The 11,701-nt window shown below is 30.3% G+C and carries 12 protein-coding genes; 9 read left to right on the top strand and 3 right to left on the bottom strand.

Annotated features, from left to right (window positions below; translation table 11 throughout):
- Positions 1-69: 69 nt before the first annotated feature.
- Both fabV and FAY47_RS07690 read right to left on the bottom strand, forming a co-directional pair.
- Positions 70-1,257 carry an enoyl-ACP reductase FabV gene (fabV, locus tag FAY47_RS07695; RefSeq protein ID WP_143316113.1) on the bottom strand — a complete coding sequence of 396 codons (1,188 nt, stop codon included), beginning with the start codon at positions 1,255-1,257 and terminating at the stop codon, positions 70-72.
- A gap of 123 nt (positions 1,258-1,380) precedes the next feature.
- Positions 1,381-1,962: a DUF1349 domain-containing protein gene (locus FAY47_RS07690; protein WP_143316112.1), complete on the bottom strand. Its 582-nt coding sequence runs from the start codon at positions 1,960-1,962 to the stop codon at positions 1,381-1,383.
- A 285-nt stretch (positions 1,963-2,247) separates the two neighbouring features.
- On the opposite strand from FAY47_RS07690, the gene FAY47_RS07685 reads away from it, so the two are divergent.
- From FAY47_RS07685 to FAY47_RS07675, 3 genes are read left to right on the top strand one after another with little or no spacing between them, the layout of a single operon-like run.
- Positions 2,248-2,628, top strand: coding sequence for a GntR family transcriptional regulator (locus tag FAY47_RS07685; RefSeq protein ID WP_143316111.1), 381 nt, complete (start codon positions 2,248-2,250; stop codon positions 2,626-2,628).
- The gene (locus FAY47_RS07680; protein ID WP_143316110.1) at positions 2,625-3,491 is read left to right on the top strand and encodes an ABC transporter ATP-binding protein; all 867 of its coding nucleotides are present in this window, start codon (positions 2,625-2,627) and stop codon (positions 3,489-3,491) included. Before FAY47_RS07685 ends, FAY47_RS07680 begins: the two co-directional genes overlap by 4 nt.
- On the top strand, positions 3,481-4,125 hold the full coding sequence (locus FAY47_RS07675) for an ABC-2 transporter permease (RefSeq protein ID WP_143316109.1): 645 nt from the start codon (positions 3,481-3,483) through the stop codon (positions 4,123-4,125). Before FAY47_RS07680 ends, FAY47_RS07675 begins: the two co-directional genes overlap by 11 nt.
- A 97-nt stretch (positions 4,126-4,222) precedes the next feature.
- On the opposite strand, the gene FAY47_RS07670 is transcribed toward FAY47_RS07675, so the two are convergent.
- Positions 4,223-5,083, bottom strand: coding sequence for an AraC family transcriptional regulator (locus tag FAY47_RS07670; protein WP_143316108.1), 861 nt, complete (start codon positions 5,081-5,083; stop codon positions 4,223-4,225).
- 338 nt (positions 5,084-5,421) lie between these two features.
- Between FAY47_RS07670 and FAY47_RS07665 the strand changes: the two genes are divergently transcribed.
- From FAY47_RS07665 to FAY47_RS07640, 6 genes are all read left to right on the top strand, one after another.
- Complete coding sequence (locus FAY47_RS07665; RefSeq protein ID WP_143316107.1) at positions 5,422-7,308, top strand: ABC transporter substrate-binding protein; 1,887 nt, start codon at positions 5,422-5,424, stop codon at positions 7,306-7,308.
- Between the two features lie 69 nt (positions 7,309-7,377).
- Positions 7,378-8,352, top strand: a complete 975-nt coding sequence (locus tag FAY47_RS07660; protein ID WP_143316106.1) for an ABC transporter permease — start codon at positions 7,378-7,380, stop codon at positions 8,350-8,352.
- A 2-nt stretch (positions 8,353-8,354) separates the two neighbouring features.
- Complete coding sequence (locus FAY47_RS07655; RefSeq protein ID WP_143316105.1) at positions 8,355-9,272, top strand: ABC transporter permease; 918 nt, start codon at positions 8,355-8,357, stop codon at positions 9,270-9,272.
- Positions 9,273-9,284: 12 nt separating this feature from the next.
- Positions 9,285-10,307 (top strand): ABC transporter ATP-binding protein, encoded by a 1,023-nt coding sequence (locus tag FAY47_RS07650; protein ID WP_143316104.1) that lies wholly within the window; start codon positions 9,285-9,287, stop codon positions 10,305-10,307.
- A gap of 1 nt (position 10,308) precedes the next feature.
- The gene (locus FAY47_RS07645) at positions 10,309-11,319 is read left to right on the top strand and encodes an ABC transporter ATP-binding protein (RefSeq protein ID WP_143316103.1); all 1,011 of its coding nucleotides are present in this window, start codon (positions 10,309-10,311) and stop codon (positions 11,317-11,319) included.
- Positions 11,265-11,519 carry a hypothetical protein gene (locus FAY47_RS07640; RefSeq protein ID WP_143316102.1) on the top strand — a complete coding sequence of 85 codons (255 nt, stop codon included), beginning with the start codon at positions 11,265-11,267 and terminating at the stop codon, positions 11,517-11,519. Before FAY47_RS07645 ends, FAY47_RS07640 begins: the two co-directional genes overlap by 55 nt.
- The last annotated feature ends 182 nt before the right edge of the window (positions 11,520-11,701 follow it).

Genomic DNA, 11,701 nt, shown 5'->3' with positions numbered 1-11,701 from the left:
GATAAAAATATAAGCTGCACAAAAAAGATGTATCAGTAGTCTGATACATCTATAAATTTATTATAATTCTTAAATTAAGTTTTCTATTTCTACCTTTTGTTCAACTTCAGTATCATAATTAATATCTGAAATAGCAAATCCAAAGAGTTTGAAAAATTCATTTTCAAAGGCATCAATATCAGTTAAATTATTTATATTATCACTATTAATTTGGTTCCAGATATCTAAGACTTCTTTTTGAACGTCATCTCTCATTTCTAAATCATCAAGACGTATTCTTCTTTTAGAATCTAATAGTATATCTTCTTTATAAAGGAAATCTGAAAACAGTCTATACATTTGTTCTATACAACCTTCATTTATAGATTTCGCATTCATAACTTTATTAAGTATTGATATGTATAGTGGAAGTACAGGTATAGCTAAACTTGATTGAGTAACAAGAGCTTTATTAACCGCTACATATGCACTACCATTTGATTTTGAAAGAAATTTATTTAATTCATGTGCTGTTTTTTCCAAATCTTCTTTTGCTTTTCCTATTGTACCAGATCTATATATTGCATGAGTTATATCTGGACCAATGTAAGAGTAGGCAATTGTTTTTGCGCCATCAGCTAGAACATCTGCTTTACTAAGCTTTTCTATCCAAAGCTTCCAGTCTTCTCCGCCCATAACCTTGATTGTTTCTTCTATTTCTTCAGATGTTGCTGGTTCGATTTTTGTATTAGATATAACTTTAGTATGAAAATCAACAGTTTTATTTTCATAGATATCACCTATTGGTTTTAACTTTGAGTTATAAACTTTATCTGAATTAGGATCTCTTCTTCTAGGAGAAGCTATACTATATATAACAAGGTCTACTTTCCCAAAAGTGTTTCTGATAACTTCAATAATTTTTTCTTTTGTTTCATTTGAAAAAGCATCTCCATTAATTGTTTTAGATTGAAAACCATATTTTTTTGCTTCTTCTTCAAAGGTAGCTGTATTATACCATCCAGCAGTAGCAGGCTTGTTGTTCGTAGCTGGTTTTTCAAATACAACTCCAATAGTATCAGCATCCATACCAAAGGTCGATACTATTCTTGAAGCTAAACCATATCCAGTTGAAGCTCCAAGTACAAGAACTTTCTTAGCTCCACTGATTTTACCTTTCTTCAAGGTGTAGCCAACTTGATCTAATACGTTCTTTTTACATCCTTCTGGATGTGCTGTTATACATATAAAGTCTTTAAATCTAGGTTTTATTATCATAAAATTCCTCCTAATGTAAATAGATAGCATGTTAATCTTTGATATAAATATTAACATAAAGTTTATTAATTAAAAAGTTAATTGTAAATAAAAAAGCACAGCTTCAGAAGTTGTGCTTTTAGTCTATTCCCACAGACATTCAGATACATTTATTTCAGAGAAAACCGCATCAAATGAAGAGTTAGCAGGACTACAAGCATAAATGCCAAAATTGATTTCATCATTGACTTTGAAGAGATGAAAAATTCTCATTTGCATATATGTTTTACCATCTAGAGAGTTTTCAATGCAAAAATCACTATCTCTACGACTTAATCTATAATACATTGATTTAATACAACCATCTATATCAGTAGTAGCCCAATCAGAAAAACCATTATTAGTAACAACACTTCCTAATCTTTGATATTTTTCATTTTCAAATTCAATAGATGATTTAAACCAGTTGTCACTATCTTGATAGATAACAACTCCACATTGATCAAATTGCTTTTTGCTGTTGAAGGCAGTTTTAACAGTAAATGAAAAATATTTTTCATCTGTTTTTATTAGTAATGCAGGTGCATTATCATTTCTAAATCCATAATAAGTTCTTTGCCAAAGGTCTGTATTTTGTTCTGTCGTGATAGTGATTCTATTTTTATTAATTTCGAATTTTCTAGGTTTATTAATCCAAAAGGTTTCTTTAAAATTAAAATTTAGCATATATTACATCCCTCCATTTATAATAGTAAAATTCGTAAATCACAATATAAAAAAGCAAATTGTGAGAAGAAAGAACAATTCTCATTTACCATATTGTACCACAGGCTGTTGGACTAATTCTATATAATAGAAGATTATCTTGGTAAAATGATAGGTTGTAATTATGCTATTGAATAAATAAAGCTTTAAAAGAAAATATTGACAAAAGTGATTATATTAAATACAATATGTATTGTGTATATACTGTGTATTAATAACATAAACAGTTAAGAAAGAGGAATTCAAATGAAGATTATTGTAACTAATGTTTCAGAGCAACCACTATATCAGCAAATAAAAGAACAAATAAAGTCTGCAATAATTTCTGGGGAGTTAAAAGAAGGGGAAGCACTACCTTCCATAAGAGCCCTGGCAAATGATTTGCGAGTTAGCGTTCTTACCACGAGAAGAGTATATAGTGAACTTGAAGAAGAAGGATTTATTATAACTAAGGCAGGAAAGGGGTCATTTGTGGCTCCAGGAAATCTTGAGCTTTTAAGAGAATCAAAAAGACGTATGGTAGAAGATAAGTTATCAGAAGCTTGGGAAACAGCGCGTTCACTTGGAATTTCTAGAGAGGAATTATATTCTATGATGGATATTATTTTTGAGGAGGATGAGAGATGAGTAATGTTTTAGAGGTAAATGGATTAAAAAAGGATTATGGAGCATTTAAATTAAATGATGTAAGTTTTTCATTACAAGAAGGCTGTATAACTGGTTTTATAGGCGTAAATGGAGCTGGAAAAACAACAACTATAAAATCAATTCTTGGACTTGTTTTAAAAGATGCTGGTAGCGTTAAACTATTCGGAAAAGAAATTGAAAAAAATGAACAAGAATTGAAGAATTATATAGGTGTAGTTTTGGATGAAGGATGTTTTTATGAAGAGATGACATTAAAAGAAATGAAGAATGTTATAGCTCCAGCTTATACAAATTGGGATGAAAAGATATTTAGAAATTATATAAATCGTTTTGATTTGAACCTTAAACAAAAAATTTCAACATTATCAAAAGGAATGAAGATGAAATATAGCATAGCATTAGCTCTATCTCATCATGCAGATTTACTTATAATGGATGAACCAACAAGTGGACTAGATCCTTTAATTAGAAGTGAAATTCTTGATATAGTTTTAGAATTTATAAGAGAAGAAGGAAAAAGTGTATTTTTTTCAACACATATAACATCTGATTTAGATAAAATAGCTGATATGCTTATTTTAATAGATAAGGGTGAAATACTGTTAAATGAAGAAAAGGATTTAATATTAGATACTTATGGAGTAGTGAAAGGTGATAGTAATTTATTAAATGATGAAAACAGAAAGTTATTTTTAAACATAAAAGAAAGTAGATATAATTTTGAAGCCATTACAAATAGAAAAAATGATGTGCGCAAACACATGGATGGGGTAATAATTGAAAGACCAACCATTGAAGACGTTATGCTTGCTCATATAGGAGGGGATAGAGATGCTATTTAATTTATTAAAAAAAGATTTTATTTTAACTAAAAAATATTTAATATTTTTACTTATTTATGCCGTTGGAATGCCAATTGTATTTACTCTTGAAGAAACACAATTTAGAGGAACTTCTACATTTATTTTTATTGTTATGATTATTGAATATATGATGTTAAGTACAGTTTGGAGTAATGAAGAGAAGAATAAAGGTTCTATTCTTTTGTGTACAACGCCGTATACAAGAAGCGAATTAGTAAAAGAAAAGTATCTTTTTCTAGTAGTAGTATTTATATTAAATTTTATACTATATACTGCTACTGCTTTATTTATTCCTATAGGCATGAAGAAGCTTAGTATATTAGAAGTTGGCATAGCATTATTAATTAGTGCAATAGTATTTGGAATTTATATACCGATTTTGTATAAGTATGGACTTCAAAAGACAAGATATATAGGTATGATAATACTATTTGCCACAATTTTTGGCTCGCCTAAATTATTAAGTTGGATGAGCTTAAATCATATAAGCATAAATTTTAACATTTCTAATATGAGTATGATTTTAAATAGTGTAATTTACTTAATTGCATTATTCATTGGGTTGATTTCTATGTATATATCTATGGGGATTTACGCTAAGAAAGATTTGTAATTTAAATGATCATCCCATATCAAAGAAGTCTTATTGATATGGGATGAGTATTTTTAGTTATATGATGAGTATTTTTAGTTATATAAAATAAATTTCATTAGTTAGATTTTTTTATAGGAATCCATACCTCGCTTAGATAATTATCACTATCCATATCTTCATTAGAATACCATTCTAATTCAGGACCATCTGCATGTTCATAACCAGAACTAGGGAACCATTCTGTGAAAACTCTCTTCCATACACTTTGTTGTGCTTCAGGAAGTTTTCCTCGACATTCAAATTTTACCCATGTAAGTTCAGGAATAACTAATTCAACTAATCCTTTAGGTAATTTGCTATCAGATTCTACAGCTATCATATAATCAAAGTCATCTTTTCTGCAGTTGTAGCAGACTCCATAAAATTCTGGATTTTCATGTTTACCTAATTTCATAATTTTTTCATCAGTTTTGTTTTCACATATCTCAGCCCACATTTTAGGGATAAGTTTAAAGTTTTCTCCATCAACTGTTGTTATTGGTTTGCTTACACCAACAAGTCTAAATCCTTTTAGTTGTTCAATACGATACTTCATTTCTTCTACTCCTTTAATAGTTAATTTGAAAGAGATTTTTGGAAAGGTCTTTAATAATGAACCTTTCTTTTTTGCCTCACTAGGGTTTAATCCATGCAAATTTTGAAATGCTCTTGCAAAAGAAACTGGAGAATCATAGCCATATTTAAGAGCTATATCAAGTATTGTACTATCTGTCTTTTGTAAATCAAAAGCTGCTTGAGTTAATCGTCTTCGTCTAATGTATTCAGCTAGAGTTACATCTGCAATAAAAGAAAACATTCGTTGAAAATTATAATTAGAACAACAAGCTTTTTGAGCAATGATTTCATTGTCGATTTTGCCATCAAGGTTTTCTTCAATATAATCAAGTGCAGCATTCATTTTATCAAGCCATTCCATTCATTTCATCTCCTTCATAAATTAATCATAGCAAATAGAAATATCTTCTTCGCAACTATTCTTGCACAAATTTATTATAACAATAGACTTCCATTAAATAAACAAGTAGGAATATTTAGGATGAATGGAAAACTATTTAAAATGATTACGATAAATCACCCATTGAATTAAAATTAATCGTATATTTTATTTTTATTTCAGAAATAAACATATTTTAATAAATATAAACTAAAATTACTGCATATTTTAGTTAACGTTTACAATGATTGTTGGCATAAATATAATTTAAGTGTACAAGGGAATAAATAACAAATTAAATATATTTATGGGGGGAAAAAATGAAAAGGACAAAATTAACTAAACTTATAGCGGTAGCTATTATAGCATCAATCAGTGTAACATCCTTTACTGCTTGCGGAAATAGCAAAAAGACACAGGAGAATAAACCAAGTGTTGAGGATAGTGTTTCAAAGGTTGAAACTACTTTGACAAATGCAAAATTAGATGGAGAAGAAGCTCCATCAGATGGAACTACACTTACTACAATGATGACTTTTACTCCAGCACCAGCAGGGCATGGGAACCCAGCAGTAAATGGTGGCCCAGATTGGTCTATGGAACCTATTATGTATGATTATTTATGTGGATATAGTTCTAAGCCAGAAAAAACTTTCAAACCTTCATTGCTTGAGAGTTATGAATTCAAAGATAAGGTGTTAACTTTAAAATTAAGACAAGGATTAAAGTGGAGTGATGGAAGTCCTTTAAATGCAGATGATTTATTATGTAATTTATATATGGATATGACAGTGAATAAGATTGCATACTATGCGGAAAGTGTGACAAAGGTAGATGATGTAACTGTACAAGTTAAATATAATACTGATGCATCTCTTATTTTAGATTATATGTTAAAATCTCCAATTAGATATGCAAAAAAAGTATATGGAAAATGGTCGGATGTTTTTCAAGATGCATTTACAAAGAATAGAGAAGCTAAACCAGATGGAAATTACAAATTCACAAAGGAAGGTGATGACAAAGTAGCTGCAGCTACAGTTGAATTTGATAACTACTTACCTGATATAAAACAAGCTTTATGTTCAGGGCCATATATGCCAACTACAGTAACATCTTCAGAAATGATATTTGAAAGAAATCCTAACTATAGAACTAAGATGAAGATAGAAAAGATTAAAGGTATTAGGCCAACTAGCACTGAATCTTCAGCAGTTGCTGTTATGAATAAAGAATATGATGCAGAAGGTATGGGATTGTCTCTAGATATGGCACAGAAGGTTGCTGAAAATAATAAAGAGACCATTAGACAAATGTTAATTCCTGAATATAGTGAACTTGGATTCTGTTTTAATGTAAATAAAGCCCCTACAGATGATGTAAAGGTAAGAAAAGCAATAGCTTATATCATAGATAAAGCACAAATTGCTCCAGTATCAGAACCAGGTATGAGAGTTGGAGACCAATATGCAGTTGGCTTACCACCTTCAATTAGAGATAAATATTTTGATAAGGATTTCTTAAGTACATTGGATGATTATACTGTAAATCTTGATAAAGCTAAGGAGTTATTGAAAGAAGCTGGATGGAAAGAAAGTGGAGGAAAATGGGTTGATTCAAGCGGACAATCACCTGAAATAAAGATAGCAGGTGTTGGAGAATTCCCAGCTTATGTAGTTATAGGAGAAGCAGCAACTAATATGCTAAAAGATTTTGGACTTAATGCATCATTTACTCCAAAGGAATCAGCTGCATATAATGATTATGCTACATCTGGTGATGCAGCCATGGTAATCGATGGATTTGGAAGTACTACAGGAACACAACATCCATTTGAAGCTTATGACTCTTTATCATGGTATGGAAAGAGAATGAATATCAAAAATCCTGATAAAGGAGATCAGGTATATAAAGATCCTGTTACAGGAGAAGATTTTAAATATACAGAAAAGTTACTTGAATTATTTAGAACAAAAAATGATAGCGAAGTAACAGAAAAGGCAAAAGATTTTGCAAAGTTCTTTAATGATTCTATGTACTTTATACCAATAACAGAAAAATTCTATATCTATAGAATTCATAATAATAAACTTTCTATGTCACCAGCTAAAACTGGAGAACAGCTTAGTGATTTCTACTGGTCTGGAACTACTAGTGCATTACTTGGAAAGATGCTTAGGGATAATCAAGTATATTACATTAAGTAGTTAATTTGGTATATCTCAAGGAGAAATTTCCTTGAGATATATTAATAATTAAAAAAGGAGGAAGAAAAAATGAAAAAGTTAATAACATGTATATTGACTATGTTAACTTCGTTACTTTTAGTGTTTTTTGTAATACAAGCTATGCCAGGAAATCCAGTAGAAACATTAACACAGGAATATATGAGAACAAGTGGCATGCAATATGATCAAGCATATCCAAAGGCCAAAATAGCTCTAAATTATGACCCGGATACTCCTTTAATGGATAGGTTTAGTCAATATGTTAAAGGAATAGTAACAGGAAATTTAGGTCAATCTATGTCTTATAAAGAACCTGTCATATCAATAGTTTTAGGAGCTTTACCTTGGACACTTTTAGTATGTTCCATATCTCTGTTTTTGTCTTTTATAGTAGGAGTGATAATTGGAATATACGTAGCTTGGAAGAGAAGTAATGCCTTAGATGGAGTAGTTACAGGATATCAAGCATTATTTGGATCAATTCCAGATTATATTGTCGCTTATCTTTTAGTATTACTATTCTCAGTATTTTTAGGAGTTTTGCCATCAAAAGGAGCTTATGATTCAAATATTACTCCAGGGTTTAATGGAGCATTTATAATAAGCGTTTTACAGCATGCATTGTTACCAGTACTTGCATACTTTTTAACAACTTTGGCTGGTTGGATAATGGGGATGAAGGCAAGCTGTATGAGTGTACTTGGTGAAGATTATATAAATTACTCTAAAGCTAGAGGTCTTTCAAATAGGCGTATTGTCTTTAGTTATTTGGGGAAAAATGCAATATTGCCAATGGTAACAAGTGTAGCCATATCATTTGGAATGATGTTTGGAGGTTCGCCTCTTATAGAAAATTTATTTGTGTATCCAGGAGTTGGATATTATTTAGCAACAGCTATATCTAGGAGAGATTATACTTTGATGGAAGGGATGTTCTTAATGATAATAGTTATGGTGTTATTGTCAGGTCTTATAGCAGAATTCCTTTATACTAGATTAAATCCAAGGTTAAGGGAGAAGTAATTATGAATAATATTATGGGTACAAATCATAAATCAAAACTTAGCGCATATGCAAGAGAAGGTACTTTTTTAAATTGGCTTAAGGAATTTTTTCAAGTCATATGGAAAAATAAAATGTCAAGAGTAGGTTTTATAATATTAGTTTTTTTCTTAGCATTATCAATAATAGGACCAATGGTTGTAAAAAACCCCACATCTAACTATTTAGATAGATTACAAGGACCATGTGCAATACATTTGTTGGGAACTGATTATGCAGGAAGAGATATACTATCTCAATTTGTTGTAGGATCTAGATCAGTTTTGTTAGTTGCCTTCTATGCAGCATTATTTTCAATAATAATTGCATGTGGAATGGGAATTACATCGGGACTTATAGGGGGAAAAACTGATGAAATTTTAATGATGATTACAAATATAGTATTAACCATGCCAAGTTTCCCTGTAACTATGGTTCTTTCCATGATTATTGATGTAAATAATAATATTTTATTTGGATTAGTGCTAAGTTTATGGTCTTGGGCAGGACTTGCTAAAGCAATTAGATCTCAGGTTTTAGTTTTAAGAAATAAAGACTTTATAGAATCAAGCAGAATAATGGGTATAAGTAATTTTAATATAATAGTAAAAGATATTATTCCTAACATAACCTCATTTATAGCAATAAACTTTATAGCTATTATGAAGGGAGCAATTATAACATCAGTAGGGTTAATGGTATTAGGACTTGTACCATTTGAAGGAAATCATTGGGGGATGATGATTCAAATGGCAATGTCTCAATCAGCAGTAGCCTATGGTGGAGTTGGCCCTATAGTCTATTTTTTAACACCTATAGTTGGAATAGTTTTATTTCAAGTAGGTTGCTATTTATTTGCTAATGGACTAGATGAAGCTATGAATCCAAGGTTGCGTAAATAAGGAGGTAGAATAATGAATCCATTAATAGAAATAAAGAACTTAACTATCGATTTTGTACTTAATAACGGAATACTAAGAGCCTGCGATAATGTTTCATTTACTATAAATAAGGGCGAAATAATTGGAGTAATTGGAGAAAGTGGGAGTGGTAAATCTACTTTAGCTTCAGGTATTTTGAATCTAGTACAAGCACCGGGTAAGATTTCTTCAGGAGAAGTATATTACTATACAGAAAATAATGAAAAGGTTAATTTATTAAAGTTAAATAAAAATGATTTGAATAATTATAGGTGGAGTGAGATTTCCACAGTTTTTCAAGCTGCTCAGAACGCTTTAAATCCAGTTTTAAGAATTGAAGAACACTTTTTAGAGACAGTATATGCTCATACAGATAAAATGAGTAATGAAGAAATATTAAAAAAAGCAGAGAAAGTTTTGTCATATGTAAGATTAGATAAAAGTGTATTAGAATATTATCCACATCAGTTAAGTGGAGGGATGAAGCAAAGGGTATTAATTGCATTGAGTCTTATTTTAGATCCAAAAGTAATTCTTTTAGATGAACCTACTACAGCATTAGATGTAATAACTCAGTGGTATATATTAGATCTGTTAAAACAAATTCATAATGATCTTGGTATAACATTGATTTTTCTAACACATGATATTTCGGTAATTTCGGGTGTAATTGATAGGATAGCAGTAATGTATGCAGGAGAAATAGTGGAATACGGTAAAGTTGAGGATGTATTTAATGAAACATCTCATCCATATACAAAAGGACTTCTTGATGCAATACCAACATTGCATGATGATATAACTAAACGTAAAGCTATTCCAGGATCACCACCAAATCTTATTCAAGATTTCAAAGAATGTAAGTTTTCTCCACGTTGCTATATGTATTTAAACGAAGAATGTGATGGAGATAAGAAAAAGACAGAAGCCTTATATAAAGTTAATGGTAATCAATGTACTAGATGTTATAAGTATGGTGAACTTACAAGTAAGGAAATAGTAAAGGAAGGTGCATAAAATGAGTTTGTTAGAAGTGGATAGTGCAACTATTGAGTTTGAGAATAGAGTTAATAAAAAGCAAAAAGTTTGTGTATTATCTAATATTAATCTTAGTATAGAAGAAGGAGAAATAGTGGCAGTTGTAGGGGAGAGTGGTTGTGGGAAAACTACACTAGGCAAACTAATTGTAGGCATTTATAAACCAACTAAAGGTAAAATAATCTATAAAGGAAAGAACATTCAGAAGTTAAAAAAGGGAGAATTTAAAGATTATAGGCTTGGAGTTCAAATGGTTCATCAAGATTCTTTTGCGGCCTTAAATCCTAATAGGACAATTTTTCAATCATTATCAATGCCACTATTACAGCATAAAATAGTTAAAAATAAAGAAGAGGCAGAAAAGTTATTAAAGGAATATTTTGAGGAAGTTGGATTAGTACCTCAAGAACAATTCTTGTATAAATATCCACATCAACTAAGTGGAGGCCAAAGGCAAAGGATATTACTTGCAAGAGCTTTATCTGTAAAGCCAAAGCTAATAGTAGCAGATGAACCAGTTTCTATGGTTGATGTTTCACTTAGGATTTCACTTATTGATTTAATGACTAAGATGAATAAAAAATATAATATTTCTTTTATATATATTACTCATGACTTAGCTACAGCAAGATATATAGCTAAGAATGGAAGGCTTGTTGTTATGTATCTTGGAAAAGTTATAGAGCTTAACAATATTTATGATGCTATAGATAATCCAAAACATCCATACTTTCATGCATTACTCTCAGCAGTGCCAGAAATTATAAGAACCAAAAAAGATAGAGTGTCAGGGAAATTGCCACTTAGAACTTTAGATATGCCAAGTATAGTAAATCCACCTTCTGGATGTAAGTTTCATACAAGATGTCCTTATTATACTGAAAAATGTGAAAATGAAGAACCAGAGTTAATAAAGTATAAAGGAGGTTATGTAGCATGTCACTATGTCAAGGAGATAGAAGAAAAAAGAGTAGAAGCGAAGATAGGATAGAACTAAGTGCAGTAGTAAAGTTTGTGAAGTTTTTACAGTGTATTGCTTGTGGAATGCTAGGAATAGCAGTTTTAGGTATGATATTTGTAAGTGATAATGTTGGTGCAAAAGTAGTATATACAATGGTAATTGTAGTTAACTTAATGGTAATTATTTTAGGTAAAGTACCTATTAAATATCTGATGAAAAAAATGCTTTAGAGCTTGCGCTTCATCTTTTTCGCATGGTGAATTTATACAAAAAGTGGATAAAAAATAAAGGCTGTATAAATGTTCAGCCTTTATTTAGCAACTCTACCTTCTTTAATTCCATATAGTAGATAATGTTCATAGTATGCTAAATTGTTGTTTCCAAAGGCACTCTCTAAATCTTTATAATTGTT

The sequence above is a fragment of the Clostridium sp. HBUAS56017 genome (assembly GCF_007115085.1).
In the GTDB taxonomy this organism is placed as follows: Bacteria; Bacillota; Clostridia; order Clostridiales; family Clostridiaceae; genus Clostridium; species Clostridium cibarium.
The sequence above is the reverse complement of the archived record's forward strand: the minus strand, read 5'-3'. Positions and strand labels throughout refer to the sequence as shown.

Coding starts and splice junctions, on each gene's coding strand:
- fabV (WP_143316113.1), bottom strand. CDS start 1,257: ATGATAATAAAACCTAGATTTAAAGACTTTATATGTATAACAGCACAT.
- FAY47_RS07690 (WP_143316112.1), bottom strand. CDS start 1,962: ATGCTAAATTTTAATTTTAAAGAAACCTTTTGGATTAATAAACCTAGA.
- FAY47_RS07685 (WP_143316111.1), top strand. CDS start 2,248: ATGAAGATTATTGTAACTAATGTTTCAGAGCAACCACTATATCAGCAA.
- FAY47_RS07680 (WP_143316110.1), top strand. CDS start 2,625: ATGAGTAATGTTTTAGAGGTAAATGGATTAAAAAAGGATTATGGAGCA.
- FAY47_RS07675 (WP_143316109.1), top strand. CDS start 3,481: ATGCTATTTAATTTATTAAAAAAAGATTTTATTTTAACTAAAAAATAT.
- FAY47_RS07670 (WP_143316108.1), bottom strand. CDS start 5,083: ATGGAATGGCTTGATAAAATGAATGCTGCACTTGATTATATTGAAGAA.
- FAY47_RS07665 (WP_143316107.1), top strand. CDS start 5,422: ATGAAAAGGACAAAATTAACTAAACTTATAGCGGTAGCTATTATAGCA.
- FAY47_RS07660 (WP_143316106.1), top strand. CDS start 7,378: ATGAAAAAGTTAATAACATGTATATTGACTATGTTAACTTCGTTACTT.
- FAY47_RS07655 (WP_143316105.1), top strand. CDS start 8,355: ATGAATAATATTATGGGTACAAATCATAAATCAAAACTTAGCGCATAT.
- FAY47_RS07650 (WP_143316104.1), top strand. CDS start 9,285: ATGAATCCATTAATAGAAATAAAGAACTTAACTATCGATTTTGTACTT.
- FAY47_RS07645 (WP_143316103.1), top strand. CDS start 10,309: ATGAGTTTGTTAGAAGTGGATAGTGCAACTATTGAGTTTGAGAATAGA.
- FAY47_RS07640 (WP_143316102.1), top strand. CDS start 11,265: ATGTCACTATGTCAAGGAGATAGAAGAAAAAAGAGTAGAAGCGAAGAT.